The sequence below is a fragment of the Acinetobacter apis genome (assembly GCF_900197575.1).
Classification (GTDB): domain Bacteria; phylum Pseudomonadota; class Gammaproteobacteria; order Pseudomonadales; family Moraxellaceae; genus Acinetobacter; species Acinetobacter apis.
In genome coordinates, this window is sequence record NZ_FZLN01000003.1 from 203,836 (window position 1) to 228,727 (window position 24,892).

A 24,892-nucleotide genomic window follows, 5' to 3' on the forward strand; every position below is an offset into this window, starting at 1 on the left:
GACATCGGAGACGTCATGTTACACGTACAAATTGTACCCGTAACCCCATTTGCACAAAACTGTTCGATTGTATGGGACAGTGAGAGCAAAGAGGCTGTTGTAATTGATGCAGGCGGTGATGCGGATAAAATTCAAAAACAGGTGCATGATCTTGGTTTAACAGTAAAGCAGCTATGGCTTACGCATGGTCATTTAGATCATGCAGGCGCTGTAGGCGAGCTTGCACGAATTTGGCAGGTTCCTGTGGTTGGTCCGCATCAAGCAGACCAATTTTGGTTAGATCAACTTGAAGCTGCATGTAAAAATTACGGTTTACCTACACCTGAACCTGTGATTGTTAATCAATGGCTAAATGGTGGTGATGTCATTCATTTGGGCTCACATGCCTTTGAAATACGTTTTGCGCCCGGGCATACGCCAGGACATGTCATGTTTTATAACAAGGCACAGCAATTACTGTGGGCAGGCGATGTCTTATTTAAAGAGTCAATTGGACGGACTGATTTTCCGCAAGGAAATCATCAGCAATTATTAGACTCGATTCAACGTGAATGTTTAAGCTTACCTGATGAAACTCAGTTTATTCCAGGTCATGGCCCAGTCAGCCATATTGGACATGAGCGAGCACATAACCCATTTATTCAAACGAATTAATATTCGTCTTTCTCGCGGGATATTTCAGATTGCGGCGAGTCTTGTGTGGGTAAACGGTATTCTTCGTTTGCCCATGCACCCAAATCAATCAATTTACAACGATCTGAACAAAATGGTCGAAATGGGTTATCTTGCCAAGTGGTCATCTGACCACAACGCGAACAGGGAAAAGAACGACTCATAAATGACCTATCTTTGATGAAGGAATATAGGAAATCAAGCTAGCTCTTGCTAGACTGATCATCATTTTTATATTTTGATCTGATTATGCAAATTCGTCAATTTCAAGTACAGCGTATGTCTGCACCTCGTGATTTTCAACCAATTGAAAATCGTCCAATAGATTTAGAAATTGGCGCAGGTAAAGGGAAGCATGCAGTGATGTTTTGCGAAGGTCATCCACAAAGTACATTATATGCAATTGAAAGAACAAAAGAAAAATTCAATTTCATGGCAAAAACACATCAAACACAAGCCTTAGATAATTTACATCCTATTCATGCGGACGCTATTCCTTGGATTACACATGCGATTTTCCCTGAACAGGTCAACACATGTTTTATTTTGTATCCTAATCCTGAGCCGCATAATTCCGCACAACGTTGGTTAAATATGCCTTTCTTTGAATTGTTATTATCAAGAGTGCGTGCAGGCGGCACAATTATTTTAGCAAGTAATATTGCAGAGTATATTGCAGAGGCAGAAACCCAATTAAACAGGGTGTGGCAATTGCCTTATGTTAAAGAAAAAATTTCGAGCGACTCTGCACGGACACACTTTGAAGTGAAATATTTAGAACGTGGTGAATTGTGTCAGCAATTGGTGATCAGTAAACCCCATGGCTATCACACTCGATTTGATACGTTTTTACCATTACATGGGAAACAGCATGCTGAATAAGCCATCGGTTGCAATTATTGGTGCAGGGCCAGCAGGGCTTATGGCAGCAGAGGTATTAAGTGCATCAAATCAATATGATGTGCATGTATTTGAACAAATGCCATCTGCAGCACGTAAATTTTTAATGGCAGGGAAAACCGGCTTAAATATTTCACATGCTGAAGCATTGACGGCTTTTATTCGCCGTTATGATCAACCGCAATGGCTCGCACCTTGGCTACAGCGATGTGATGCACCGTGGATTCAAGCATGGATGAAAACATTGGGGGTCGAATCTTATGTTGGTTCATCAGGGCGTATTTTTCCTGTAGAGATGAAAGCTGCCCCTTTATTGCGTGCATGGTTAGCACGCTTGGGTCATGCAGGTGTTCAATTTCATTACCGTCATCAGTGTATAGGTATTCAAAACTTACAATTGTATGTAAAAAATAAAGTAGAGGTAGAGCATCGTTATGCATTCGATGCCATTGTTTTAGCTTGTGGTGCAGTCTCTTGGCCACGTTTAGGCAGTGATGGTGCATGGCAGCAGTGGCTTTCGCCATCTGAACTTAAACCATTTCAAGCCAGTAATGTTGGTGTAACTCGGCCATGGTCTGAATTTATGCAGCCTTTTTTTGGTCATCCTTTAAAGCGCATTACTGCGTGGACGGCTGAGGCAAATACAGAAATGATAACAGGCGATGTGGTTATCACTCACTATGGCTTAGAAAGTGGGGTCATTTACCGTTTAAATCGTTATTTAAGGGCAGTTAATCAGCCAAAAGTGCTCTATGTAGACTTATTACCTTCACTGACAGAAGCAGAACTCATCACCAAATTGCAAGCAAAGAATAAGCAATCTATTGCAAATGTATGGCGTAAAGTAGGCTTGGATTCGGTAAAGTCGGGCTTGCTTAGAGAGTTGGTTACAAAATCGGATTGGTCATCTGCTGAAAAAATGGCAAAACATATTAAAGCACTCGCCATTCCGTTAGATGGTTTTCGCCCGATTGATGAAGCCATCAGTTGTGCAGGTGGCGTGTTAAGCGATGCACTCACTGAGCATTTGCAGTTAAAAAGCCATCAAGGTGTGTTTTGTTGTGGCGAAATGCTTGATTGGGATGCACCGACAGGTGGTTATTTATTGACAGCATGCTTTGCAAGTGGACGTGTTGCAGGTGAGGGCGTTATTCAATTTCTAACCCAATCTAATGCTTTAAATTCCAATTAAGCTGCTTTGGTTAAAATCTTCTAATAATAAACAATCGGCTATAACCCTTGTATTAGCTGTCATATGGAAAAAGATATGTTTTACCCTTTATTGGCAATTGCTTTAGGTTCTGTGCTTGGTGGTTGGTTACGGTGGTTCATTGGTTTAAGATTAAACACAATTTATCCTGCTATTCCTCTTGGTACAGTATGTGTGAATTTGGTAGGCGGCTTTATTATTGGTTTTGCAATTGCATTTTTTGCTCAAAGCCAAATGAGTGCAAATTATAAATTATTTTTAATTACAGGCTTTTGTGGTGGCTTAACCACATTTTCAACTTTTTCAGCTGAAATTGTGGCGTTGTTACAACAAGGACGTTTTGGCATGGCAATGGCTGCCATTAGTATCCATGTGATTGGTGCTTTGGCATTTACCTTTTTAGGTATGCTGACATATCAATGGATCAGCCAAAACTAATTGAATTTAAGCGTGCTTTTGCGCCAATGCTGTACCATCAAAACGTAGTGCATCCCAACCGTGAATTATAAATTGACGAATGTTTTGATGATCTTGGCCATTTGGTGACGCCAATACACTTTGATAATGCTCAGCAAATAAAGCCAAGGTATCTTCTTTATTTAATTTATGAAAATGAGCGAAAGTGAATACTTTGGCACTGCCTTGATTTTCAGTGATTGCGTTGGATTGCTCACCATTTTGAAATGCAGTTGGCGTATGTGTAAAACGTTCATCAATATATGCAATTACATCTGCAAATTGGGCTTGTTTGTTTTTTAATTGATTCAGTAATTCTTGAGCCATGTTGTTCTGCCAAATATTATTTTAAAGAAATATTATATTGCGCTGAAAATAAAAAAAGAAGCCTAATTTGGAGGACTTAGGCTTCTTAAAGTTTATAGTAACGCGGAAACACTACATATATATGACAATTATTTATGATTTTGTGCTGAAGGTATAATCTCTGTAAATATATCGCTTAAGTCAGCATGTGCTTTTAAGTGAATCAAGTTCCAATAATGCCCAGACACAGTTCGGTTAATCATTAAGGTATCAGGAGATGGTTTAAATAAATCCCAATATTTTAATGAGCGCTTGCCTAATTTAACACCATCATGATGCGCACTGTTTTCTTCAAAATCATAATAGGTGGTTAATGGGCGTAATAGAACTTCTAACCATTCTTGATACAGGTCTTCAGGAAATACCCCTTTTTCAGACAGGGCATGTAGCTCAACCATTTGGTTTTCAATTTCAGCAATATTTTTTTGCTGTGATGCATTAATTAATGCTTTAAATGTTTGAATAATTTGTGGGGAAATAACTTTGACACCGCCATAGTCATAGACAACCACTTGTCCATTTTCTCTAAATGCAAAGTTACCCGGATGTGGGTCACAGTGAAAGCGTCGTAAATGGAAGATTTCATATCCCATAGCACGGAACAGGCGTCGACCTAATGTGTTGCGCAGATCTTGTGGCCATGTACTTGCAGTTTCTATGCTTTCGCCCGGTTCATAGCTTAATGTCAAAATATGACGTGTAGATAGTGATTTGTAGACTTTAGGAATCACAATATGAGAGTCAAGCGCTTGGTGAAATGAGGCTGCAACTTCAAGGTTTTGAGCTTCAATTTCATAATTTAGTTCATTTGATAAACTGTCTTGAATCTCATCAAACAATTGGTCTTGTAATTTTTTATCAATCTTTAGCATGCCCATCATGCGTAGTGCTAAACGGACTTGTTTTAAATCGCTTTCACATGCTTCATCCACGCCCGGATATTGTACTTTCACCACCACATTTTCACCACTTAGCAAGGTGGCTTTATGAACTTGACCGATGGATGCTGCTGCAAAAGGAACTTCATCAAAGTGTTTAAAGAGTTGTTGGATCGGCTGTTTTAATTCACTTTCGACTTGCTGCTTAATTTCAGCATACGGCATAGGTGGGGCTTGGCGTTGTAGCTTTGAAATTGCTTTAGAAATTTCAGGTGGAAAAACATCTTTATATTGTGATGCAATTTGCCCTACTTTCATCACAGCACCTTTCATTTCCCCTAAGGTATCAGCAATTTGCAAACCAATATCTTGGAATAGTTGCTGACGTGCCGAGACTTTTTTATCTTCATCAGAAGTCATGTGACGAATTGAATTGGAAACTGTTTTGGTGGCAATGCTTGCAGTCATGCTTGCGAGCTTCAAAAAGCGCCGGCTAGGAGAGCTTGTTGACTTTGCCATATTTTTGCCTTTTGTATTTAAGTAAATTCAATATGTTCAATAAATCATAACGAGCTTTGTTCGAAATGTGTGCTTTATAATTGTTAAATTTTTTGTCTAATCTTTGGTCTATTGATGACGGTTTTGTCAGATTGTTAACAATACTGTTTTCATAGATCGAATAAAAAAGGGCAGTGAAATGATTCAGTGCCCTTATTTACATTATGCTTTGCCTTCGCCTTCAGCAGCAGCCATTTGCGCACGCTGAACATTGGCTTCGAACTCTGCATCAAAGTTAATTGGTGTTAAAAGCAATTGTGGGAAGCTGCCTTTAGTCACAAGATCATTCACCGCTTCACGTAAGAATGGGAATAAAATGTTTGGACAGTATGCACCCAAAATGTACGGTAGACGGTCTTCTTCAACACCATCAATTAAGAAAATACCCGCTTGGGTAATATCAACAATAAATGCAACTTCGCCTGCATTTTTTGCTTCAACCAATACTTTTAATGTGACTTCAAAGTGGGTTGCATCAATTTTATCTGCAGTAGATGACAAGTTAATGTTTAATTCAGGTTGCCATTCTTTGGTAAAAACTTGTGCCCCAGGAATTTCAAACGAAACATCTTTTGTATAAAGACGTTCAAGCGCCAATTGTGGTTGTTTCTCTTCGCTCATTGTAAAATCCTTAATAAATATTGGTTAAATTAAGTCAGTAGTTCATCAAGTTTATTTTCACGCTCTAATGCGTAAAGTTGATCAAATCCACCAATGAATTGATCATTAATGAAAATTTGTGGCACAGTGCGCTGACGTGTGCGCTGCATTAGCTCAACACGTACTTCAGGTGCTTCTTGTGATAAGTTAATTTCTTTATACACCACGCCTTTACGCTCAAGCAATTGTTTTGCACGAACACAATAAGGACATACTGTGGTTGAATATATAACAACATTTGCCATAAATCTTTCCTGAAGTTTGATGGTTATTTTGGCTTAACTAAAGGTAAACCTTGAGCTTTCCAATTGGCTACGCCGCCATCTAAACGGTAGCTGTCTGCATGTCCCACTTGTGAAAGTGCGCTGCCAGCAACTTGACCTAAGTTACAAATGAAGACCAATGGACGTCCAGCATCTTTAAGCTCTTCAATATGACTTGCAAGTTTACTATATGGAATATTACGGCTACCACTGATGTGGCCAGCACGGTAATCTTTGGCATCGCGTAAATCAATCAGCATTGCATTTTTAGCTTTAACCAAAATTCCAAGGGACTGTGGAGCAATCTTACGGCCGTTACGTTTGCTTTCAAGTACAAAAAACAGTACAACAAGGACTGCTAGAAGACCAAATAAAAATGGGTGATTCCCCATGAATTCGAACCAACGTTCCACAATTCACCTTACTACCATTAAAAATGAGCTAGAGTATAGCCTATATTAATCGTGATCAAAAACCTAGCTTCAAGGGCTAGCGTAAATAAAATTAGTTTTTTTGTTGAGCTTCTTCAATTTCATCACATAATCGTAAGAAGCTTTCAAGGCGTCTTGGTAAAATTTCACCATTTTGAGCTGCTTTTTCTAAAGCGCAGTTTTTAGCCTGTTTGTGGGTGCAATTTCTAAATTGGCAGAGCCCAATTAAGCGGTAAATTTCAGGAAAGCCATCATAAATCGCTTGTTCAGTTAAATGCCATAAACCAAATTCACGAATACCAGGCGAGTCCACCAACGCACCATGTTCACCAAAATGGATTAAACGAGTTGAAGTCGTGGTATGTTGCCCTAAAGCTGAATTTTCAGAAATGATATTAATTTTTTGATCGGCATCCGGCAAAATGGCATTAATCAATGAGCTTTTGCCGACACCTGATTGCCCTACAAAGGCAACAGTTTCACCGTCTAAACGTTCGATGAAATCTTGAATATCTCCTTTGGCTTCGGTCGTGATGGTGTCATAGCCTAAATCTTCATATTCTTTTAATAAGGTGTAAATATGACTATTGGCATCGAGCAAATCGACTTTATTTAGTACCAAGAGGGTTGGAATATTGGCATGTTGACATGCGACCAAGTAACGGTCAATGAGCATGGGTGCAGGCTCAGGTAGCGCTGCAAATACAATCACAATTAAACTGATATTGGCCGCAACAGGTTTAACCTTATGGTAGCGGTCAGGGCGGGTTAACAGTGATGTTCTTGGTGAAATGCTAGTAATAATACCTAAACCAGTATTGGGGTCGGCTTGCCATGTTACTCGGTCACCTGTGACCAAAAGTTCTAAATTGGTACGGGTATGACAGCGCCATACACTACCAAGTTCAATGGGTTTCCAAAAAGGTTCTGGCTCTCCAGGTTGAATGACAGGTCTTAATGGGTGTTCTTTGGGTGTCGAGAGGGCTTTGACCTCTAGCTGACGACCATAATGTTGCACAACTAAACCATCTAAATCATTCGATGTATCATATTCGTCTTGACGAGACTGTTGCTGCTTTTCAATGCGGCGTTTTTGTTGGTCTGTCAAACGACGTTTACGGATGAGAGCCATTCAAACCCTAAAACAAAAAAGAAGAAGCTGCAAAATAGCATGAAGACGTGTTCAATTACAGCCAAGACAGAAGAAATTTGCTACTATTCATGTTTTCAGGTGATAAGAATTGAGTTCATGAGCAGCACATTAGACACACGGTTAATTTGGATTGACCTTGAAATGACAGGGTTAGATACAGACAATGATAAAATCATTGAAATTGCAACGATTGTCACGGACGATCACTTAAATGTGCTTGCTGAAGGTCCAGTTCTTGCTATTCACCAATCGAATCAAATTTTAAATGCCATGGATGAGTGGAATACCCGTCATCATGGTCAATCAGGCTTACTTGAGCGGGTACGTCGCAGTCAACTGACAGTTGAAGATGCTGAAAAACAAACTTTAGAGTTTTTAAAGAAATGGGTCTCGCCAAAATCATCACCAATGTGTGGTAATTCGATTTGTCAGGATCGTCGTTTTATGCACCGTTTAATGCCAGAGCTTGAACAGTTTTTTCATTATCGTCATCTTGATGTTTCTTCGGTAAAAGAATTGGCAAAACGCTGGCGTCCTGAAATTATGAGTGGTTTGAAGAAAGAGGCATCGCATTTGGCTTTAGACGATATTCGAGATTCAATTCGTGAATTAAAGTATTATCGTGAATACTTTTTCATTACCAACCAAGATTAATTTGGCATTTATTCACTTTTATTGGTGTTTTTGTGACTAAGTAGGTTGTTTATTTTGCAATCGTTCGATAAAGTTACAAATATTAATATGTAAACTAATATCTATTGGTGTAAACCTGTTTTTAAAATAGGTTGACATCAACGACTAAGATCGACGAGTTGAATAATGCAAAGTAATAATCCGATTTTAACGCGTGCTGAAACATACGCGAATTATGAAAAGCCAATGTCTATTCAGGGCACTATTGGTAAGTCAGTATTGCTTACGGCTGTTTCTGCAGCGGTGGGTTTAGCCGTGTTTTTCTACACCATTCTGACCATGCAAGCTGGTATTGCTTATATGTCAGCTCTTGTAGGCGGAATTGGTGGATTTATTTTGGCTTTAATTATTACATTTAAGTCAAATAGTACGCGTTCTTTAGCAATACCGTATGCTTTATTTGAAGGTGCCTTTTTAGGCGGTGTATCTTTTATCTTCCAAATGAAATATCCAGGTGCGCCATTACAAGCTTTATTGGCAACCTTTGTAACCACATTTATTATGTTTGCGCTTTATCAAAAGAGAATTATTCGCGCAACAGAGAAATTTAAAGCAGTAGTGATCTCTGCATCTATGGCAATCGCTGTGGTGTTCTTGGCTCAGTTTGTATTGAGCTTAGCATTTTCCTCTTCTATACCTTATGTGTTTGAAAGCAATTGGTTAGGAATTGGTTTTGCAGCATTTGTTGCAGTAATTGCATCTTTAAACCTAATTTTAGATTTTGATTTAATTGAAAATGCAGTTGCTCAACAAGCACCTGAAACATTTGAATGGACATGTGCAGTTGCATTACTTGCAACCTTGGTATGGATGTACTTTTCATTTTTACGTTTGATTGGCTTAATATCCAATGACTAATATGATTTAGTCTTCCCAAAGAGCTGCTTTAATGATGAATTAAAGCAGCTCTTTTCGATTCTATGTTGAAAATATGAAAAAAGATGCTTTCTGCAATTTGCAATGCATCACAAAATTGGCATGATTAACTCAATGTATAATTATCTTTGATGAGAGACAACAAGATGGCACAAGGATTACTCACGGGTAAGCGTTTTTTAATTGCTGGCGTTGCAAGCAAACTTTCAATTGCATATGGCATTGCTCAAGCATTACACCGTGAAGGCGCAGAGCTTGCATTCACTTATCCAAATGACAAATTAAAAAAGCGTGTTGATGATTTTGCAGCGTCTTTTGGTTCAACACTGGTTTTTCCTTGTGATGTTGGTGTCGATGGACATATTGATGCTGCTTTTGCTGAACTTGCAAAAACATGGGATGGCTTAGATGGTGTTGTGCATTCGATTGGTTTTGCCCCTGCACATACACTAGATGGCGATTTTACTGATGTGACTGATCGTGAAGGCTTTAAAATTGCTCACGATATTAGTGCTTATAGTTTTGTAGAAATGGCTCGTGCAGCAAAGCCATTATTACAAGCACGTCAAGGATGTTTATTAACATTGACATATCAAGGTGCTGAACGTGTTATGCCAAACTATAACGTGATGGGCATGGCAAAAGCATCACTTGAAGCAGGTGTACGTTATTTGGCATCAAGTTTAGGTCAAGAGGGTATTCGTGTGAATGCCATCTCAGCTGGACCAATTCGTACTCTAGCGGCATCAGGGATTAAATCATTCCGTAAAATGTTAGATGCGAATGAAAAAATTTCTCCATTAAAACGTAATGTCACGATTGAAGAAGTGGGCAATGCAGCATTGTTTTTATGCTCACCATGGGCGTCAGGTATTACAGGTGAAATCTTGTATGTTGACGGTGGCTTTAACACTGTTGGTATGAGCCCTGATTTGATGGGCGATGATTAAGTAAATCATGTCTAAATAAAAAAGTGGCCTGATGGCCACTTTTTTATACATTTAAAGTGCTTTTATTGGACTTCCACCCAATGCTTGCATGAGCGTCACATAGCTGTTGTATTGGTTCTGTTTGGTATTCACCAAGCTTAGCCGCGCTTGACGTGTGGTTTCTTGTTGATCTAAAACATTCCGAAGCGGCACAGAACCATAACGATATTGAACTAAAATGAGTGCTTCTGCTTTTTCTGATAACGCTAAATTATCTTGCTGAATCTTAACTTGTCGGTCTAATTGCAATCGATTGGATAAAGCATTTTCCACATCTGAAAAAGCCTCATACAAGGTTTGTCGATATTGCAGAATGGCTTTTTCATATTCGATTTGACTGATTGCAATATCTCGTTTCATGTCGTTATATTGCAAAAACGGTAGACTCAAATTTGCGCCTAAGGTGAGAATTGGATTTTTAATTAATTCAGTCAAAGACGTGCTGCTCGCACCTAAATTACCCGTTAAGCTGATAGAAGGATAATAACCTGCTTTGACGGCATCTTTATCGGCCAATGCCTTACGCAGGCGCAATTCAGCAGCTTGTAGGTCAGGTCGTCTTGAGATCAATTCAGCAGGCAGTCCTGCAGAAATTTCAGGTAATCGAAGCACAGGCAGTTTTTGCGGCTCAGTTAACTTTAACTGCTGTACAGGCTGATGCAATAACGCAGCAATTGCTGTTCGGGTCTCTACCAAGCTTTGTTCAATTCGGCTTAAATTTGCCAATTGGCTCTGTACAGCTTGTGCTGCTTGGGTCACTTCAACACGAGATACTTCACCTGCTTGATATTGAATATTGACCAAGTTATAGAGTTTTTTTGAGGTATCTAAACTAAATTGTGCTGTTGATAAACTGTCATGTAAATATGCCAATTGCCAATATAATGATGCTGTTGTACCAATGAGCGTTTGTGCTGTCGCTTGTAAGTCTTCTTCAGTGGCCAATGCTTCCCATTGGGCACTTTCAGTTTGTCGGCTTAACTTACCAAACAAATCTAATTGATAACTTACACCTGCATTGATTGAAAGTCCTTGAGATTCATCCTCACCTGTTTTAGGGGTGAAGCGGTGACCTGTGTTGCTTGATGCATTGACACGTAACCCTTGCTGATTTTCTGCTAAACCAACTCGGATTTGACTTTGTTTTAAAGTGAGTCCTGCCACTGCTAAATTATTATTTCTCAGCAAAACTTGAGCAACCAATTCATTTAACTGAGGATCATTAAATAATGTCCACCATTGGTCAGCATAGACATCAATATTGATGGGGTTACGTTGTGGTTGGCTATATTGAAATGCATTTGGGGTTTGTACTGAAGGTGCTTGATACGGTGATTTAATCAAGGCAGCACAGCCAACTAGATTTAACAGGCAACTGGTAATGACTGCCAATTTAAAAGCTTGCATGATGGTTTCCTTATTCTCTTGCTAATGCGGCCACTGGGTCGAGTTTTGCTGCATTTTTTGCAGGTAAATAACCAAAAATCATGCCGATTAAAGTAGAGCAAATAAATGCTGAAACAATGGAGATGGTCGAGTAGGAGAGTACAAATGTTCCTTTAGACAAGTGGCTGATCAATTGCCCTAACCCCAATGACAGTAATACACCGAGTACACCACCCAATAAACAGACCAAAATGGCTTCAATTAAAAACTGTTGTAAAATATTGCTTTGCCTTGCACCAACAGCCATTCGAACGCCAATTTCTTGTGTTCGTTCAGTGACTGAAACCAACATAATATTCATCACACCAATGCCGCCAACAATCAAAGAAATGACAGCAATCGCTGAAATAAGCAGGGTCATGGTATTGGTGGTTTTTTCAATGGTTTGTCGAATACTGTCACTGTTCATGGTGAAAATATCTTGGCTGCCATGACGTAAACTAATTAAATTAACAATCGCGTTGTCTGCTGCATCGGTTGAATATTTATCATTCACCAAGATCACAATATTTCGGATATGTAACTGACCGAGCATTCTACTCATCACTGTAGTGTAGGGCATATAAACATTTAATGTATCACTGCTGTTCATATTGCTATTTTGTGGTTCAACCACACCAATAATCCGAGCAGGTACACTGCCCAATAAAACCACTTGACCGATTGCACTGTGTAAATGACCAAAAAATTGTTTTTCAGTATTGGTGTCTATTACGACATCTTGTGCACGTGTTCGAATACTTGAGCGATCAAAACTTTGCCCTTCTTTAAACACTAAGCCTTTAACCAAAAAGAAATCATTGCTGACCCCATTAATCGTTGCGTTGGCCTCATTTTCTTGAAAACGAATAGTACGTGAAGATGTCACAACAGGGCTGACAGCAGTGACATAAGGCTGCGAGAGTAGCGCATCGGCATCACTTGGAACCAATGTCTTTTGATTGGCTGTTTTTGAATTATCCCCAAAGTTTTTGCCTTGAAACACTGTAATGGTGTTGGTGCCTAAACTGCTAATGTCACTGAGAATTTTTTCTTGTGTACCACGTCCTAAAGCGACGACGGTTACGACCGATGCAATACCAATAATGATACCAAGCATGGTCAGAAAGGTACGCATGCGATGGGCATTCATTGACAACAGTGCCATACGAAAGGCTTCAGATAATCCATCAATGATTAATTGTAATGGCGATGCTTTAGCACTTTTTTGCTGACTATAAGCCAAAACAGAGGTTTGATCAGTCACTGTTTGGACAATGTTTTCCTCAGTAGGCTGTGGATCAGAATGAGATGGCGTATTGGGGTGGTCTGCGATGACCTCACCATCCTTAAGCTCAATAATTCGTGTGGCATTTTTTGCAACATCCATATCATGCGTAACTAAAATGACAGTATGACCTGCAGCATTTAAGCGTTTTAAAATACGCATCACTTCAATACCGCTTTGCGAATCAAGTGCGCCTGTGGGTTCATCTGCCAAAATGACATCACCACCATTCATGAGTGCGCGTGCAATAGATACACGCTGTTGTTGCCCACCTGAAAGTTGGTTAGGTCGATTCTGTAATTTAGTGGCAAGTCCAAGTTCTTTTAGCAGTTGCTGTGCACGCTCACGACGAATGGAAGGTTCTACGCCTGCATAAATGGAGGGAATTTCAACATTTTCTTCTGCGGTTAAGTCATTTAATAAGTGATAACGCTGAAAGATAAAACCAAAGTATTCGCGCCGTAGTTTTGCCAATTGATCCGGCTGTAATTGTGCAGTTTCATGTCCATTGACTGCATAATAGCCTTCAGTTGGGCGATCCAAGCATCCCAAAATATTCATGAGAGTCGATTTTCCTGACCCTGATTGCCCAACAATTGCGACCAACTCACCTGCATAAATGGTGAGATTGATATTTTTCAGGACTTGAATGGTTGTTTCACCAGCAGGAAATTCACGAATTAAATTTTTGACTTCAAGCAATGCCTGTTTGGTCATGGTTACATTCCCATTGGTGGACCGTTGCGTTTACGGTTATTACTGGCTTTGGCATTTGCAGCAGATGAGTCACTGCTATCAGCAATCACAACTTGCTGACCTTCTTTGAGCCCTGCTAGAACTTCAGCGCTAACACGGTTGTTAATACCAATGAGAACTTGTTGTGGATACACTTGATCGTTATCAAACACTCGCACACTATTAAGGGACGCTTTGCCTGCTTGAATTAAGCTTTTTTGTGCAGCTGTTAATTCAAGCGGTTTTACTTTAGGTTTGTTTTTCGGGTCTGATGCAGCAGTGCCATTCGCACCTAAAACCAATTTTGAAGAACTCAAAGCAGAAGAGGGCACCAAAACAGCATCTTTCGCTGCATTTAACACAATATACACTTGTGCTGTCATGTTAATACGCAGTTTGCCGTCACTGTTGGGTACATCAAAAAGTGCATTATAATAGACAGCAGTATTGGTGGTTGAGGTTGTATCGCTGGTAATGGAGTCTGGCGCAGGTTCAATTTGGGTGAGCGTGGCATAACGCTTTTTCTCATCACCCAATGTGGTGAAGTAAATTTGTTGGCCTTTCTCGATTTTCATAATATCGGCCTCACTGACTTGTGACTTAATTGTCATTTGATCGAGTTTGGCTAATTTGACAATGGTCGGTGTGGTTTGATTGGCGTTTACGGTTTGCCCTTCATTGGTCACAATGGCAACAACGGTACCATCCATAGGTGCAATAATACGTGTAAAACCAAGATTGGTACGTGCTGTTGACTCTGATAAGCGTGCTTGTTCAATTTGTGCATCAATCACATTAAGCTGCGCTGCAGCTGCTTTAAATTTTGATTCTGCACCTTCGTAATTAGCACGCGATGTTGCATCTTGTGACAACATTGATTTTTGGCGAACATAAGCTAGGCGTGCTTCTTGGAGTAAAGCTTCTTGCTGTAAACGCTGTGCTTGCAAGCTGCGTATATTGGCGCTGCTGTTCTGTAAAGTATTTTCTTGGGTTTCAGAGTCAATTTTAGCAATGACTTGACCACGTTTAACTTGATCACCTAAATGCACATACATATGTCTAACTTGACCTGAGACTTGCGCACCTACGCTCAAGGTTTGGCTAGCATTTAATGTACCTGTGGCTAAAACAGTGCTTTCGATATCACCCCGAGTCACAGCTTCAGTAATATATTGTGGTTGTTCATTTTTGGGTTTTAGCCATTGCCATAAAAAGAAACTGACAAGAAGAAATACAAAAATAAGAATGACCAGTTTAATCGGCTTAATTTTTTTTAACATGAATACCAACAACGCCAATAAAAGTATAAATAACGAACGAGATTAATTAAGAATCGTGAATATTGTATGAATATTTTAATCTATTATGATTTTAAAGAAGTTTTATTTCAAGATAGGTTTGCCACACAATTCACCAATAATTTGAATCATCAGTAGCTCTGCATGTTGGTGTGAATAGCCTTTGATTGCCAAGTCCATTTGCAATAATAATTGTGGCCATTGCAAGAACTGTTGCGGCTGAAAACGTTTTAGCGCATTTTGATATAAACCCACTTTATTTCGCCAAATGCCCAATTGCGTGGCTTGGTGTGGTTGCTCAAATAATTGCATCAGTAATCGCATTTCTTTGCTTAGTGTCCATAATATCAAGCTCATTGGCTCACCTGTAGCAATTAAATATTGGTAAATTTTAACTGCATGCGCCAAGTCACCTGCAAGGAGTGCATCGCTTAAATCATATGTGCTATATCGAGATTGATCTTGTAAATGGCTGATTAAATCTTCTGCTTGAATGGTTTTTTGCTCAGGGATGAGGTCACTTAAACGTAATAGACTGTTTTTTGCAGCCAATAAATTATGTTCATGATGGTCTAATAACCATTGCCAAGCGGATGGCGCGAGCTGAAGCCCAATTTTTTGTGCTTCTAAATCTAAAATACGTTGTTTGTCTTTGTCATAGGGTGCACTCAAGGCAACCACGGTACCATTTGCTTCAACAGTTTGAAAAAACGCACTTTTCATGCTTTGGCTATCTTGCTTAGGCATGACAATCAATAGCGTATTAAGCTCATTGGTTTGAATGAATTGTTTAAGTAATTTGAGATGCTGTGCATCAGGTTTAATATTGCCATGTACTTCAATGGCTAAGCTTTGTGAAAATAGAGACAAACTGTTTAAAGCTTGGAATATCGTTTTCCAATCACTGACACTTTGAAGGTCATAACGTTGGCGTTCCACATCATTGGACTGCCAATATGTTCGAAATTGATCAAGTAGATTTTGTTCAAGAAGCGGTTCTTGACCATGTAAAATCCAAGCACCCAAGGAACCATTTACTTTTTTGAGTGCTTGAAAATAATCAATCTTCATATCAATCTATAGCCAAGAAAATCAATTAATTGGCTGCAGGTAGGCGATTACTTGAAATCTGACGTGTCATTTGCTGCGCAACATCATCAATCAGTAAATCAACCAAGTATTCTTCTTCATTGTCATCAACATTCACGGTAGCTACGTTGTATTGATAGTTTTTAACACCAGCAATGGTTCGTGGTTGGGTGACAGGGCGGCCTTGACGATCTTCAATCTGAAAAGTGACATTTAAGTGTAGGATAACTTCTGCTACCCGTCCGCTTAACTTTTGACGACGATAGGTATAATCAAGAACACGCAGCGTGTAGGCGTTCGGTGCTTTATCAAATTTAACACCACTGCCAGTGAGGTAAATGGTCAGTTTGTCACCTAAACGCTTTGCTTCTGTTGGTAAGTTTAATTGCATATGCTGATATGCAATAGGGGTTGCATTAGGGCCGACACCAGTTAAGTGAAAGCCACAGCCGACTAAGCTTGCACTTAGACCTAAAGTTAAAATGACCGCTGATAAACGATGGACCAAGTGCATGCGTCTTCCTCTTAATTACACAACTAAATTAACAAGTTTATTTGGCACCACAATTTCTTTTTTGGTTGGACCAGTTAAAAATTGCTGCACTTCAGGGAGTGCTTTTGCGCGGGTTAACAACTCATCTTTTGCAATATCAATTGCAACATCAAGTTTACCACGCAGTTTACCATTGACTTGTACCACAATGGTCAGTGTATTTTTAACCAATGCACTTTCATCAACTGTAGGGAACTGCATATCAGTTAAATCAAGGTTAAAGTATGCCAATAAGGTTTGGCTTAAATGTGGTGCAAATGGTGATAATAATGTCAGTAAAGTCACAATTGCTTCACGTGCAACAGCAGCATCTTGCTCAGATTGAATTTCAAACTTGGTAATGCTGTTTAAAAATTCCATTTGTGCTGCAATCGCTGTGTTGAAAGCATAGCGACGTTCTAAGTCATCACCCACTTTAGCAATGGTTTCATGTGTTTTACGACGTAAATCTTGTGCATTGCTAGACAACTGACTTTGATCTAGTACAACTGTATTTGGATAAGCTTCAACAAAACCTGCTGCCAAACGCCATACACGTTTTAAGAAGCGATTTGAACCTTCTACACCAGAATCTGACCATTCTAATGATTGATCAGGCGGAGCTGCAAACATGGTAAATACACGTGCAGTATCGGCACCGTATTGTTCAATGATGGCATGAGGGTCTACGCCATTGTTTTTAGACTTTGACATTTTCTCTTGGCCACCAATGACCACAGGCAAGCCATCTGCTTTGGCATGTGCAGCCAATACACGGCCTTTGTCATCATGTTCAAACTCAATCTCTGTTGGATTGAACCATGTTTTTTTGCCTTGTGCATCTTCACGGTAGAATGTATCAGCAAGTACCATCCCTTGGGTTAATAATTTGCTAAATGGCTCATCACCTTGAACCACACCTTCATCGCGCATTAACTTATGGAAGAAGCGGGCATATAGTAAATGTAAGATAGCATGTTCAACACCACCAATATATTGATTGACAGGTAACCATGTTTTTGCAGCTTCAGGCTCAACCAAACCCTGTGTGAACTCAGGTGATGCATAGCGTGCATAATACCAAGATGACTCGACAAAGGTATCAAGTGTATCTGTTTCACGGCGTGCATCAGCACCACAAGATGGACATGTGGTTGCATAGAATTCAGGCATTTTTGCCAAAGGATTACCCGAACCATCAGGAACCACATCTGTTGGTAATACAACAGGTAATTGCTCTTCAGGAACAGGTACTTGACCACATGATGGGCAGTTAATCATTGGAATTGGGCAACCCCAATAACGTTGACGAGAAACGCCCCAATCACGTAGACGGAATTGGACTTTTTTGTTGCCAAGTGCTTTTGCGCTTAAACGCTCATTTAATGCATCAAATGCTGCTTGGAAGGTTAAACCATCAAACTCACCTGAATGAATGAGTGTGCCATCTTTTGTGCCATACCATTCTTGCCATGCTGTAGATGAGTAGGCGTCTTCTGCATTTGGACTTTGAATGACCTGTTGAATTGGTAACCCGAATTTGTTAGCAAATTCAAAGTCACGTTCGTCATGGGCAGGTACCGCCATAACAGCGCCTGAGCCGTAAGACATCAAGACATAGTTCGCAATCCATACAGGAATATGTTCTTGAGTGATAGGATGCTGAACAAAAAGACCAGTATCTACACCTTTTTTCTCTGTGGTTGCAACATCTGCTTCTGAAACTGAACCTTGGCGGCATTCATCTATAAATGCATTTAATTCAGGACGCAATTCGGCCGCTTTTTTGGCCAAAGGATGTTCAGCAGCAACTGCAACATAAGTTGCCCCCATTAAGGTATCAGGGCGTGTGGTGTAAACAGTCAGTGGATCTGAATAAATCGTTGTATCAGCAGCAGGAAATACCACTTCCATACCTTCTGAACGACCAATCCAGTTTTTTTGCATGGTTAATACTTTTTGTGGCCAACCGTCTTTGAGTTGGTCTAAATCATCAAGTAATTCTTGTGCATAATCTGTAATGCGGAAGTAATACATTGGGATATCGCGTTTTTCAACCAATGCACCTGAACGCCAACCACGACCGTTTTCGACTTGCTCATTTGCAAGTACAGTTTGATCCACAGGGTCCCAGTTCACTGTTGATAACTTTCGATAAATTAACCCTTTTTTATACAATTGGACGAATAGCCATTGTTCCCAATGGTAATATTCAGGTGTACATGTTGCAATTTCACGGTCCCAATCAACCGATAAACCTAAGCGTTTGAACTCATTGCGCATATAAGCAATGTTATCAAAGGTCCATTTTGCAGGTGCAATTTGATGAGCAATAGCTGCATTTTCTGCAGGCAAGCCAAAAGCATCCCAACCCATAGGCTGTAAAACAGTTTCACCTTTCAGTCGATAAAAACGACTAATCACATCGCCAATCGTATAGTTACGCACATGACCCATGTGCAGTTTGCCACTTGGATATGGAAACATAGACAGGATATATCGATGTTTGTTTTCAACCGTGTTGGCGACTTTAAATACTTTACGCTGTTCCCAGTCTGCTTGGACTTGAGGTTCAATCGTATTGGCTTGATATTCTGGATTAATAGTTGATGTAGTCATAAAAATTTAATCGACGACAAAGTAAAGTGAAATAATTGAGGTACAGCATAGCGCAAAATGGACTAAAAAGTGAATTTTGCCGAATAAATTGTCTGTGTAAGAGGCTTTTTTTTAAAAATTTGAAACTGGCCCGTTCTGATCGGCTGTTTTCGGCGGTAGCAGCGGTGTTGTTGGTGTCGCTTTGTTTTCAACAACGGGTTGCTTTACCTGCGCTACATCATTTTTGGTTGGCAACGTGACAGGCATTTGATTTGAACCCTGTGCAGTTTGGCCATATGTTTTTACTTGTCCTTTGGTTTTTACCCCTTTTTTTGTTTGAGGGGGCGTTTCTGTGTAGTGCGTTGTACCATGTTCATCAACCCATTTATAAAAAGACTGTGCATAAACATGAGACATGCTCATTAGGCAGAGAATCGGAAGCAGCAAGATATTTATTTTAACCATTTGAATTACTTTCCCCATAAAAATTCATTTTAAAAAGCATTTTCTTTAAACACGATAAAAATTTCTGTGTTCTATTTATTTTAATGTAAATTTTACGAAAGGTATGAATTAATTCTGACCTTCTTTCGCTTATTTTTCGTATATATCACTTTCTATCATAAGAATTACGAAATATCACCTTAAGCCTTGACAATCCTAGCTGAAACAACAAAAATGCAAGGTAATTATTTTGTTTAACCACCCTTTAAATAAAATGGTTGCAATAGGCATGTCACTCTAGCCGAGATGTTATGTTTGAAAAGGATGCTTATCCCAGCATGTTTTTATATTTAGTCGATGTTTCATCAGCTTAATCTGTTGTTGCGTCTTTGTTACTCCTATTGCAAGATACATGATTTCGGCTCTGCTATAACAAAGTAGTACAGTCACTTTTGAGAATTAAGCGTACCTTTAATGGTGCAAAAAACAAATAGGGTGAATCACGTTGGAACTTCTTTCTGGTGGTGAAATGCTTGTTCGCGCACTTGCGGACGAGGGTGTTGAGTGTATTTTTGGTTATCCTGGCGGCGCTGTTTTGCATATTTACGATGCGTTATATCAGCAAGACCGTATCCAACATTACCTTGTACGTCATGAGCAAGCTGCAGGTCATATGGCAGACGCATATTCGCGTGTGACGGGTAAAACAGGTGTTGTCCTTGTGACATCAGGCCCAGGTGCAACCAATACAGTCACACCAATTGCAACAGCATATATGGATTCAATTCCAATGGTTGTCTTGTCAGGGCAAGTTGCATCGCATTTAATTGGTGAAGATGCATTCCAAGAAACAGATATGATTGGTGTGTCACGTCCGATTGTAAAGCACAGCTTTCAAGTGCGTCATGCCAGCGAAATTCCTGAAATCATTAAAAAAGCTTTTTATATCGCATCAAGTGGCCGCCCAGGTCCTGTGGTGATTGATATTCCAAAAGATGTAACAAACCCAATTGATAAGTTTTCGTATGCGTATCCTGAAAAAGTTAAAATGCGTTCTTACCAGCCTCCTTACCGTGGCCATTCAGGTCAAATCCGTAAAGCGGTTGATGAGCTCTTGTCAGCAAAACGTCCTGTTATCTATACCGGCGGCGGCGTAGTACAAGGTGATGGTTCTGAGTTACTTCGAGAAATTGCACATTTACTGAACTACCCAGTGACAAGCACACTCATGGGCTTGGGTGCAGTATCGGGGACTGATCCGCAATTTTTAGGCATGCTTGGTATGCATGGCTATTATGAAGCCAATATGGCTATGCATCATGCAGATGTAATTTTTGCAGTGGGTGCACGCTTTGATGACCGAGTGACCAATAACCCAACTAAATTCTGTCCAAATGCAAAAGTCATTCATATTGATATTGACCCTGCAACTATTTCTAAAACCATTTCAGCGCATATTCCAATTGTAGGTGCTGTTAAGCCAGTATTAGAAGAAATGCTTGCACAACTACAGCAATTGAATGTGTCTAAACCAAATCCAGATGATTTGGCAGTATGGTGGACACAAATTAATGAGTGGCGTAAATTTCATGGGTTGCGCTATGGGTCAAACACAGATGGCTTAATTAAACCACAGCAAGCGATTGAAGCGTTATATAAAGTGACAGATGGTGATGCCATCATTACATCGGATGTGGGTCAACATCAAATGTTTAGTGCACTGTATTATAAATATAATCGCCCTCGTCAATGGATCAATTCTGGTGGTCTTGGCACTATGGGTGTTGGATTGCCATATGCAATGGGCGCAAAAGTTGCATTCCCTGAGCAGGAAGTGGTATGTGTCACAGGCGATGGTTCAATACAAATGTGTATTCAAGAGCTATCGACGTGTAAACAATACGATATTAACGTCAAAATTTTATGCTTAAACAATGGTTCATTAGGCATGGTTCGCCAATGGCAAGATATGAACTATGAAGGTCGTCATTCACATTCGTATGTTGAATCATTGCCAGATTTTGCCAAATTGATGGAAGCTTATGGCCATGTTGCAATCACTATTCATCATGCTGATGAGTTAGAGACGAAACTTGCTGAAGCAATGGCAATTCAAGATAAATGTGTATTTATTCAAGTCATGGTTGAAGATTCAGAGCATGTTTATCCAATGCAAGTTCCTGCTCAAGCAATGAAAGATATGTGGTTAAGCAAAGGGGAGCGTACAGCATGAGACATATTATTTCAGTATTGATTGAAAATGAATCTGGTGCGTTATCTCGTTTGGTTGGTTTGTTTAGCCAACGCGGTTATAACATTGAAACATTAAATGTTGCGCCGACTGAAGATGAAACTTTATCCCGCCTGACGCTAACAACATATGGCGATGACCATAAAGTAGAACAAATTACCAAACAACTGAATAAATTGGTTGAAGTGGTTAAAGTGGTGGCTTTAAGCGATGGCGCACATATTGAGCGTGAATTGTTGTTGATTAAAGTGAAAGCACAAGGATCAGCACGTGATGAAATTAAGCGTACAGCAGATATTTTTCGTGCCAGCATTATTGATGTGACCCCAACCACGTATACGGTACAAATTGTAGGGACAACTGAAAAGCTTGATGGCTTTATCGATGCGCTTGCTGAAAATACCATTTTAGAAGTGGTTCGTTCAGGCGTATCGGGTATTGCACGCGGCGAAAAAGTGTTAAGTATTTAAATAAATAAATTTTTACTGGAGATAACAAATGCAAATTTTCTATGATAAAGACTGTGACATCTCAATCATCCAAGGCAAAAAAGTAGCGATTATTGGATATGGTTCACAAGGGCACGCACACGCGCTGAACTTAAAAGAGTCTGGTGTTGATGTAACTGTGGGTTTACGTGCTAATTCTGCTTCATGGAAAAAAGCTGAAGGCGCAGGCTTAAAAGTATCTGAAGTACCTGCAGCAGTTCAAGGTGCTGACTTGGTAATGATCTTAACGCCAGATGAATTCCAATCACAATTATACCGCGATGTGATCGAGCCAAATATCAAAGAAGGTGCAACGCTTGCATTTGCTCATGGTTTCTCTGTGTTATACAACCAAGTTGTACCACGCAAAGATTTAGACGTGATTATGGTTGCACCAAAAGCACCAGGTCATACAGTACGTTCAGAATTCCAACGTGGTTCAGGTGTACCTGACTTAATCGCAATTCATCAAGATGCTTCAGGCAATGCACGTAATGTTGCATTATCTTATGCGTCTGGTGTAGGTGGTGGTCGTACAGGTATTATCGAAACTTCATTCCGTGAAGAAACAGAAACTGACCTATTTGGTGAGCAAGCTGTACTTTGTGGTGGTGCAGTAGAACTTGTAAAAATGGGTTATGAAACCCTAGTTGAAGCAGGCTATTCACCTGAAATGGCTTACTTTGAATGTTTACATGAGTTAAAACTGATTGTTGACTTAATGTTCGAAGGCGGTATTGCTGACATGAACTATTCAGTATCAAATAATGCTGAATATGGTGAATATGTAACAGGTACTGAAGTGATTAATGAACAATCACGTGAAGCAATGCGTAATGCATTGAAGCGTATTCAATCAGGTGAATATGCAAAAATGTTCATTCAAGAAGGCGCTTTAAACTACCCATCAATGACTGCTCGTCGCCGTCAAAATGCAGAGCATGGCATTGAAGTAACAGGTAATAAATTGCGTGCAATGATGCCTTGGATCAAAGCGAACAAAATTATCGATAAAGATAAAAACTAAGTCGTTTTTGAGCAATAAAAAACCTCACCTCAGTGGGGTTTTTTATTGTAATGATTGTTTGAGATGTCATATCACTATCATATAAATCTAGTTATGATAGCCATGTAGCAAAAGTAATGAATGATCGACCTTGTTATTGAAAAACTAAGGCAAAACATAAAAACAAAACAATAAAAGTTGGGGTGATTTATGTTACAAACACTCATCATAAAAATTCAAGCATTGGACTTAAAAGGCTGTATCTACTTAAATCAACTTTCTAGAAATCATCATGTTGCCTTATTTTTTAAATTAATTAGTCGCTTAGGTGATGGCACATTTTGGTTTGCGATTTTATGTTTGATCTATTTGTCGCAACCTAAAAGTTATTACATTCAAGTGATGTATTTGGCCAGTGCGAGCTTTTTAACAACCTTGTTATATAAAGCATTAAAACATAAAACAACGCGACCTAGACCGTATCAAGTTCACCAAGTCATTATTTTAGGTGAGCGCCCGCTTGATCACTTTAGCTTTCCATCAGGACATACTTTACATGCTGTGATTTCCACCATTGTATTTGGTTATATACAGCCCGCCTTACTTTTAATTATGTTGCCATTTACAGTTTTAGTTGCCATTTCAAGAATGGTATTGGGCTTACATTATCCAACAGATGTCTTGGTAGGTGCTTTACTTGGTACATTGCTGTCTTTTGGTGTGATTGGTTTTGCCAGCTATGCGCAGATTTTGTTATAACAGCGCGATGTCATATATGAAATAATTTTAAAATTTATTAAAGTCGTTCAAATTTATTTTGAACATCAATCAAAGGAATCATTAATGGGATTACGTTGGACAGATACATTAGATATCGCAATTGAGCTATCAGAGATTCATACAGATGTTGATCCGCAGTGGGTGAGATTTACAGATTTACATGCATGGATTTGTGCTTTGCCTCATTTTGAAGATGACCCTGCAAAATCAACAGAAGGGGTGCTTGAGGCGATTCAAATGGCTTGGATTGACGAAACGGATTAAAAAAATCAAACTTTTACATATTGTAAGCAGATTATTTTAGCTGATCTCGTTATAATGCAAAAAATTTTTTACAGTGACTTTAAGGAGCCGATCAATGGCTATTGAACGTACATTATCAATTGTTAAACCAGATGCTGTTGGTAAAAACCACATTGGTGACATCTTTTCTCGTTTCGAAAAAGCGGGTTTAAAAATTGTTGCAACTAAATTAAAGCATTTGTCTCAAGCTGAAGCTGAAGGCTTCTATGCTGAGCACAAAGAACGTGGTTTCTTTGCTGACCTTGTTTCATTCATGACATCAGGTCCTGTTGTTGTGTCTGTATTAGAAGGCGAGAATGCAGTACTTGCACACCGTGATATTCTAGGCGCAACAAATCCTAAAGATGCTGCACCTGGTACAATCCGTGCTGACTTTGCAGTAAGCATTGACGAAAATGCAGCACATGGTTCAGATTCAGTTGAATCTGCTGCACGTGAAGTATCTTACTTCTTTGCACAAACTGAAGTGTATCCACGTACTCGTTAATTCCGAGACGAGAAGACCAGATAAGTGCTATAATACTTATCTGGTTTTTTATTCTCTTCATTT

27 protein-coding genes are annotated in these 24,892 nt (G+C 39.5%); 13 read left to right on the forward strand and 14 right to left on the reverse strand.

Annotation, left to right across the window (positions count from 1 at the left end; genetic code table 11):
- The first annotated feature begins 15 nt into the window (after positions 1–15).
- On the forward strand, positions 16–654 hold the full coding sequence (locus CFY84_RS08930; RefSeq protein ID WP_088823880.1) for an MBL fold metallo-hydrolase: 639 nt from the start codon (positions 16–18) through the stop codon (positions 652–654).
- Here the strand turns inward: CFY84_RS08930 and CFY84_RS08935 are convergent.
- Complete coding sequence (locus CFY84_RS08935) at positions 651–836, reverse strand: DNA gyrase inhibitor YacG (protein WP_088823881.1); 186 nt, start codon at positions 834–836, stop codon at positions 651–653. The two genes, CFY84_RS08930 and CFY84_RS08935, sit on opposite strands and share 4 nt — an antisense overlap.
- A gap of 85 nt (positions 837–921) precedes the next feature.
- Between CFY84_RS08935 and CFY84_RS08940 the strand changes: the two genes are divergently transcribed.
- The 3 genes from CFY84_RS08940 (at position 922) to crcB (ending at position 3,220) form a co-directional block, all read left to right on the forward strand.
- The gene (locus CFY84_RS08940) at positions 922–1,554 is read left to right on the forward strand and encodes a class I SAM-dependent methyltransferase (RefSeq protein WP_088823882.1); all 633 of its coding nucleotides are present in this window, start codon (positions 922–924) and stop codon (positions 1,552–1,554) included.
- Positions 1,544–2,764, forward strand: a complete 1,221-nt coding sequence (locus tag CFY84_RS08945) for a TIGR03862 family flavoprotein (RefSeq protein ID WP_088823884.1) — start codon at positions 1,544–1,546, stop codon at positions 2,762–2,764. Before CFY84_RS08940 ends, CFY84_RS08945 begins: the two co-directional genes overlap by 11 nt.
- 75 nt (positions 2,765–2,839) lie before the next feature.
- Positions 2,840–3,220, forward strand: a complete 381-nt coding sequence (gene crcB, locus CFY84_RS08950; protein ID WP_088823886.1) for a fluoride efflux transporter CrcB — start codon at positions 2,840–2,842, stop codon at positions 3,218–3,220.
- 6 nt (positions 3,221–3,226) lie between these two features.
- Here crcB and CFY84_RS08955 read toward each other — a convergent pair whose 3' ends face one another.
- The 6 genes from CFY84_RS08955 to rsgA all read right to left on the reverse strand — a co-directional run bounded on the left by CFY84_RS08955 (position 3,227) and on the right by rsgA (position 7,526).
- A complete protein-coding gene (locus CFY84_RS08955; RefSeq protein ID WP_088823888.1) occupies positions 3,227–3,565 on the reverse strand; it encodes a HopJ type III effector protein in 339 nt (112 codons plus the stop codon).
- A gap of 128 nt (positions 3,566–3,693) precedes the next feature.
- On the reverse strand, positions 3,694–5,001 hold the full coding sequence (locus tag CFY84_RS08960) for an ABC1 kinase family protein (protein ID WP_088823890.1): 1,308 nt from the start codon (positions 4,999–5,001) through the stop codon (positions 3,694–3,696).
- Positions 5,002–5,202: 201 nt separating this feature from the next.
- Positions 5,203–5,661, reverse strand: coding sequence for a protein-export chaperone SecB (gene secB / locus CFY84_RS08965; RefSeq protein WP_088823891.1), 459 nt, complete (start codon positions 5,659–5,661; stop codon positions 5,203–5,205).
- Positions 5,662–5,690: 29 nt separating this feature from the next.
- Positions 5,691–5,945 (reverse strand): glutaredoxin 3, encoded by a 255-nt coding sequence (gene grxC, locus CFY84_RS08970; RefSeq protein WP_088823893.1) that lies wholly within the window; start codon positions 5,943–5,945, stop codon positions 5,691–5,693.
- A gap of 23 nt (positions 5,946–5,968) precedes the next feature.
- Positions 5,969–6,376 carry a rhodanese-like domain-containing protein gene (locus CFY84_RS08975; protein ID WP_088823895.1) on the reverse strand — a complete coding sequence of 136 codons (408 nt, stop codon included), beginning with the start codon at positions 6,374–6,376 and terminating at the stop codon, positions 5,969–5,971.
- Between the two features lie 91 nt (positions 6,377–6,467).
- The gene (gene rsgA / locus CFY84_RS08980) at positions 6,468–7,526 is read right to left on the reverse strand and encodes a ribosome small subunit-dependent GTPase A (RefSeq protein WP_088823897.1); all 1,059 of its coding nucleotides are present in this window, start codon (positions 7,524–7,526) and stop codon (positions 6,468–6,470) included.
- A 117-nt stretch (positions 7,527–7,643) separates the two neighbouring features.
- Between rsgA and orn the strand changes: the two genes are divergently transcribed.
- The 3 genes from orn (at position 7,644) to CFY84_RS08995 (ending at position 10,066) form a co-directional block, all read left to right on the forward strand.
- Positions 7,644–8,201 (forward strand): oligoribonuclease, encoded by a 558-nt coding sequence (orn, locus tag CFY84_RS08985; protein WP_088823899.1) that lies wholly within the window; start codon positions 7,644–7,646, stop codon positions 8,199–8,201.
- 165 nt (positions 8,202–8,366) lie between these two features.
- Complete coding sequence (locus tag CFY84_RS08990; protein WP_088823900.1) at positions 8,367–9,098, forward strand: Bax inhibitor-1/YccA family protein; 732 nt, start codon at positions 8,367–8,369, stop codon at positions 9,096–9,098.
- A 164-nt stretch (positions 9,099–9,262) separates the two neighbouring features.
- Positions 9,263–10,066 carry an enoyl-ACP reductase FabI gene (locus CFY84_RS08995; protein WP_088823902.1) on the forward strand — a complete coding sequence of 268 codons (804 nt, stop codon included), beginning with the start codon at positions 9,263–9,265 and terminating at the stop codon, positions 10,064–10,066.
- A gap of 51 nt (positions 10,067–10,117) precedes the next feature.
- Here the strand turns inward: CFY84_RS08995 and CFY84_RS09000 are convergent, their stop codons facing one another.
- From CFY84_RS09000 to CFY84_RS09030, 7 genes are all read right to left on the reverse strand, one after another.
- Complete coding sequence (locus CFY84_RS09000) at positions 10,118–11,512, reverse strand: efflux transporter outer membrane subunit (RefSeq protein ID WP_088823904.1); 1,395 nt, start codon at positions 11,510–11,512, stop codon at positions 10,118–10,120.
- Positions 11,513–11,522: 10 nt separating this feature from the next.
- Entirely contained in the window at positions 11,523–13,535 is a 2,013-nt protein-coding gene (locus CFY84_RS09005) for a MacB family efflux pump subunit (RefSeq protein WP_088823906.1), read from the reverse strand.
- 2 nt (positions 13,536–13,537) lie between these two features.
- The gene (locus CFY84_RS09010; protein WP_088823907.1) at positions 13,538–14,833 is read right to left on the reverse strand and encodes an efflux RND transporter periplasmic adaptor subunit; all 1,296 of its coding nucleotides are present in this window, start codon (positions 14,831–14,833) and stop codon (positions 13,538–13,540) included.
- A 102-nt stretch (positions 14,834–14,935) separates the two neighbouring features.
- Positions 14,936–15,922: a DNA polymerase III subunit delta gene (gene holA, locus CFY84_RS09015; RefSeq protein WP_088823909.1), complete on the reverse strand. Its 987-nt coding sequence runs from the start codon at positions 15,920–15,922 to the stop codon at positions 14,936–14,938.
- A gap of 25 nt (positions 15,923–15,947) precedes the next feature.
- Positions 15,948–16,454 carry an LPS-assembly lipoprotein LptE gene (locus tag CFY84_RS09020; RefSeq protein WP_088823910.1) on the reverse strand — a complete coding sequence of 169 codons (507 nt, stop codon included), beginning with the start codon at positions 16,452–16,454 and terminating at the stop codon, positions 15,948–15,950.
- A gap of 15 nt (positions 16,455–16,469) precedes the next feature.
- Complete coding sequence (gene leuS / locus CFY84_RS09025; RefSeq protein ID WP_088823912.1) at positions 16,470–19,091, reverse strand: leucine--tRNA ligase; 2,622 nt, start codon at positions 19,089–19,091, stop codon at positions 16,470–16,472.
- 111 nt (positions 19,092–19,202) lie between these two features.
- Positions 19,203–19,553, reverse strand: coding sequence for a DUF4124 domain-containing protein (locus tag CFY84_RS09030; RefSeq protein ID WP_228149629.1), 351 nt, complete (start codon positions 19,551–19,553; stop codon positions 19,203–19,205).
- 466 nt (positions 19,554–20,019) lie between these two features.
- Here CFY84_RS09030 and CFY84_RS09035 point away from each other — a divergent pair, with 466 nt between their 5' ends.
- The 6 genes from CFY84_RS09035 to ndk all read left to right on the forward strand — a co-directional run bounded on the left by CFY84_RS09035 (position 20,020) and on the right by ndk (position 24,829).
- Positions 20,020–21,747, forward strand: a complete 1,728-nt coding sequence (locus tag CFY84_RS09035; RefSeq protein ID WP_088823914.1) for an acetolactate synthase 3 large subunit — start codon at positions 20,020–20,022, stop codon at positions 21,745–21,747.
- Positions 21,744–22,235, forward strand: a complete 492-nt coding sequence (gene ilvN, locus CFY84_RS09040) for an acetolactate synthase small subunit (protein WP_088823915.1) — start codon at positions 21,744–21,746, stop codon at positions 22,233–22,235. The genes CFY84_RS09035 and ilvN overlap by 4 nt, the downstream gene beginning before the upstream one ends.
- A gap of 28 nt (positions 22,236–22,263) precedes the next feature.
- A complete protein-coding gene (gene ilvC, locus CFY84_RS09045) occupies positions 22,264–23,280 on the forward strand; it encodes a ketol-acid reductoisomerase (protein ID WP_088823917.1) in 1,017 nt (338 codons plus the stop codon).
- Positions 23,281–23,469: 189 nt separating this feature from the next.
- Entirely contained in the window at positions 23,470–24,018 is a 549-nt protein-coding gene (locus CFY84_RS09050; protein ID WP_088823919.1) for a phosphatase PAP2 family protein, read from the forward strand.
- 84 nt (positions 24,019–24,102) lie between these two features.
- Complete coding sequence (iscX, locus tag CFY84_RS09055) at positions 24,103–24,303, forward strand: Fe-S cluster assembly protein IscX (RefSeq protein WP_088823920.1); 201 nt, start codon at positions 24,103–24,105, stop codon at positions 24,301–24,303.
- 94 nt (positions 24,304–24,397) lie between these two features.
- Complete coding sequence (ndk, locus tag CFY84_RS09060) at positions 24,398–24,829, forward strand: nucleoside-diphosphate kinase (protein ID WP_088823922.1); 432 nt, start codon at positions 24,398–24,400, stop codon at positions 24,827–24,829.
- The last annotated feature ends 63 nt before the right edge of the window (positions 24,830–24,892 follow it).

What these genes read in the sequence shown, in the direction of transcription:
- CFY84_RS08930 (WP_088823880.1), top strand. Translation starts at nt 16, where the DNA reads ATGTTACACGTACAAATTGTACCCGTAACCCCATTTGCACAAAACTGT.
- CFY84_RS08935 (WP_088823881.1), bottom strand. Translation starts at nt 836, where the DNA reads ATGAGTCGTTCTTTTCCCTGTTCGCGTTGTGGTCAGATGACCACTTGG.
- CFY84_RS08940 (WP_088823882.1), top strand. Translation starts at nt 922, where the DNA reads ATGCAAATTCGTCAATTTCAAGTACAGCGTATGTCTGCACCTCGTGAT.
- CFY84_RS08945 (WP_088823884.1), top strand. Translation starts at nt 1,544, where the DNA reads ATGCTGAATAAGCCATCGGTTGCAATTATTGGTGCAGGGCCAGCAGGG.
- crcB (WP_088823886.1), top strand. Translation starts at nt 2,840, where the DNA reads ATGTTTTACCCTTTATTGGCAATTGCTTTAGGTTCTGTGCTTGGTGGT.
- CFY84_RS08955 (WP_088823888.1), bottom strand. Translation starts at nt 3,565, where the DNA reads ATGGCTCAAGAATTACTGAATCAATTAAAAAACAAACAAGCCCAATTT.
- CFY84_RS08960 (WP_088823890.1), bottom strand. Translation starts at nt 5,001, where the DNA reads ATGGCAAAGTCAACAAGCTCTCCTAGCCGGCGCTTTTTGAAGCTCGCA.
- secB (WP_088823891.1), bottom strand. Translation starts at nt 5,661, where the DNA reads ATGAGCGAAGAGAAACAACCACAATTGGCGCTTGAACGTCTTTATACA.
- grxC (WP_088823893.1), bottom strand. Translation starts at nt 5,945, where the DNA reads ATGGCAAATGTTGTTATATATTCAACCACAGTATGTCCTTATTGTGTT.
- rsgA (WP_088823897.1), bottom strand. Translation starts at nt 7,526, where the DNA reads ATGGCTCTCATCCGTAAACGTCGTTTGACAGACCAACAAAAACGCCGC.
- orn (WP_088823899.1), top strand. Translation starts at nt 7,644, where the DNA reads ATGAGCAGCACATTAGACACACGGTTAATTTGGATTGACCTTGAAATG.
- CFY84_RS08990 (WP_088823900.1), top strand. Translation starts at nt 8,367, where the DNA reads ATGCAAAGTAATAATCCGATTTTAACGCGTGCTGAAACATACGCGAAT.
- CFY84_RS08995 (WP_088823902.1), top strand. Translation starts at nt 9,263, where the DNA reads ATGGCACAAGGATTACTCACGGGTAAGCGTTTTTTAATTGCTGGCGTT.
- CFY84_RS09000 (WP_088823904.1), bottom strand. Translation starts at nt 11,512, where the DNA reads ATGCAAGCTTTTAAATTGGCAGTCATTACCAGTTGCCTGTTAAATCTA.
- CFY84_RS09005 (WP_088823906.1), bottom strand. Translation starts at nt 13,535, where the DNA reads ATGACCAAACAGGCATTGCTTGAAGTCAAAAATTTAATTCGTGAATTT.
- CFY84_RS09010 (WP_088823907.1), bottom strand. Translation starts at nt 14,833, where the DNA reads ATGTTAAAAAAAATTAAGCCGATTAAACTGGTCATTCTTATTTTTGTA.
- holA (WP_088823909.1), bottom strand. Translation starts at nt 15,922, where the DNA reads ATGAAGATTGATTATTTTCAAGCACTCAAAAAAGTAAATGGTTCCTTG.
- CFY84_RS09020 (WP_088823910.1), bottom strand. Translation starts at nt 16,454, where the DNA reads ATGCACTTGGTCCATCGTTTATCAGCGGTCATTTTAACTTTAGGTCTA.
- leuS (WP_088823912.1), bottom strand. Translation starts at nt 19,091, where the DNA reads ATGACTACATCAACTATTAATCCAGAATATCAAGCCAATACGATTGAA.
- CFY84_RS09030 (WP_228149629.1), bottom strand. Translation starts at nt 19,553, where the DNA reads ATGGGGAAAGTAATTCAAATGGTTAAAATAAATATCTTGCTGCTTCCG.
- ilvN (WP_088823915.1), top strand. Translation starts at nt 21,744, where the DNA reads ATGAGACATATTATTTCAGTATTGATTGAAAATGAATCTGGTGCGTTA.
- ilvC (WP_088823917.1), top strand. Translation starts at nt 22,264, where the DNA reads ATGCAAATTTTCTATGATAAAGACTGTGACATCTCAATCATCCAAGGC.
- CFY84_RS09050 (WP_088823919.1), top strand. Translation starts at nt 23,470, where the DNA reads ATGTTACAAACACTCATCATAAAAATTCAAGCATTGGACTTAAAAGGC.
- iscX (WP_088823920.1), top strand. Translation starts at nt 24,103, where the DNA reads ATGGGATTACGTTGGACAGATACATTAGATATCGCAATTGAGCTATCA.
- ndk (WP_088823922.1), top strand. Translation starts at nt 24,398, where the DNA reads ATGGCTATTGAACGTACATTATCAATTGTTAAACCAGATGCTGTTGGT.